The organism is Protofrankia sp. CiP1_Cm_nod2 (assembly GCF_920664355.1).
Lineage (GTDB): Bacteria > Actinomycetota > Actinomycetes > Frankiales > Frankiaceae > Protofrankia.
This window is the reverse complement of record NZ_CAKKTL010000379.1, coordinates 2,019-3,421: the sequence shown is the minus strand read 5'-3', so window position 1 is coordinate 3,421 and position 1,403 is coordinate 2,019. Positions and strand designations below refer to the sequence as shown.

At 69.0% G+C, this 1,403-nt stretch carries 2 protein-coding genes and 1 pseudogene; all 3 read left to right on the top strand.

Annotation, left to right across the window (positions count from 1 at the left end; translation table 11 throughout):
• Positions 1–312: 312 nt before the first annotated feature.
• A pseudogene (locus NBW84_RS23655) lies at positions 313–441 on the top strand (IS6 family transposase); the annotation flags it as partial.
• A 117-nt stretch (positions 442–558) separates the two neighbouring features.
• On the top strand, positions 559–855 hold the full coding sequence (locus tag NBW84_RS23650; RefSeq protein WP_250287537.1) for a type II toxin-antitoxin system TacA family antitoxin: 297 nt from the start codon (positions 559–561) through the stop codon (positions 853–855).
• Positions 852–1,379, top strand: coding sequence for a GNAT family N-acetyltransferase (locus NBW84_RS23645; protein ID WP_250287535.1), 528 nt, complete (start codon positions 852–854; stop codon positions 1,377–1,379). The genes NBW84_RS23650 and NBW84_RS23645 overlap by 4 nt, the downstream gene beginning before the upstream one ends.
• Positions 1,380–1,403: the final 24 nt, after the last annotated feature.

Below are 1,403 nucleotides of genomic sequence, written 5' to 3'. Positions count from 1 at the left end.
ACAGGCCTCGTGGCAGCACGGCGCACACGCGCTGCCGGACGGCGAAAGTGTCCGACGGAAGCCCCGTCGGCCCTGTCCCGGCCACGAGCCCCGGACCAGCCAGCGGCCTGCCTCACTGAGGACTCGATCAGGATCGAGCCGTCCGCCTGGTTGTTCGGCGGCCTGACGGGGTGAAGGCCGGGGTCAGCCATGTCTGCGCAGGTAGCGGGCTAGATCAGGGTTCAAGTTCCATCCCCTCGCCTCCACGTATGATCATGGATGTAACCTGCAACGATCTCGTTTCGACAGTTGTCAATCATGGATTTGTTCGACCGCTACGCCGGGTCCTGCCGGGACGTCGAGGAGCTCCTCGCGGAGCGAGGTCTCGTCGTTGGCCACGTGACCGTCTACCGGTGGGTGTGCCGGTTCACCCCGCTGCTGATCGACGCGGCCCGGCCATGCGGACCGCCAACATGATCACGTCCAGCATGAGTTCTCGGCTGTGCGGGAACGTGTGACGCAGTGAGCGTAGCCGCACATGCCTTGGTGCATGGCGTACGTTGTGCGTACGCTGGTGGGGTGGCGGGTGCGAAGGACGATCGGCTGCACCTTCGGGTGGAGCCGGCGCAGAAGGCGCTGCTGGAGGCCGCCAGTTCGGCCTCCGGGAGCACGGTGTCGGCGTTCGTGTTGAAGGCTGCTACTGAGGCGGCGGCCGACATTCTGGCGGATCGGCGGGTGTTCGTCCTGGACGAGGTGGCCTGGCAGGCGTTTGACCATGCGTTGGACCGGCCGGCGTCCGAGGTGGCGGGGCTGCGGGAGCTGCTGTCGGCACCCACCGTGCTGGACCAGTCCGAGCCTGGCCAGGGCGGTCGGTGAGCGGTCGCAGGTTCGGCCCGGTCGAACCGGCGGCCGCCAGCCATGTGCTGTCCGGGTTTGACTGCGGGTCGGCGGCGCAGTCGTCCTGGTTGACGGCGCACGCGTTGCAGGCGCACCAATCGGGCTCATCCCGGGTGTACGTGGTCACCGGCGCCGAGGACGGCGATCGGCGGGTGGTCGGCTACTACGCGCTGGCGGCGGGGTCGGTCGCGCCGACGCAGGCGCCGCGGCGGCTGACGCAGGGCGCGGGCCGCTACCACCAGCCGGTAGTCATCCTCACCCGGCTCGGTGTAGATCTGTCGGTCCAGGGCGCCGGGCTGGGCCAGGCCCTGGTGGTCGACGCCCTGCGCCGCGTTGCCGCCGCCGGAGAGGTCATCGGAGTGCGGGCCCTGCTGATCCACTGCGAGAACGAGACCGCCCGCGACTTCTACCTGCGCCTGGCGAAGTTCGAGCCCAGCCCCACCGACCCCATGCACCTGTTCCTCCTGATGAAGGACCTCCGCAAGGCCCTCGGCAGTACCTGACCAAGCCCATGCTGTCCCGATTCG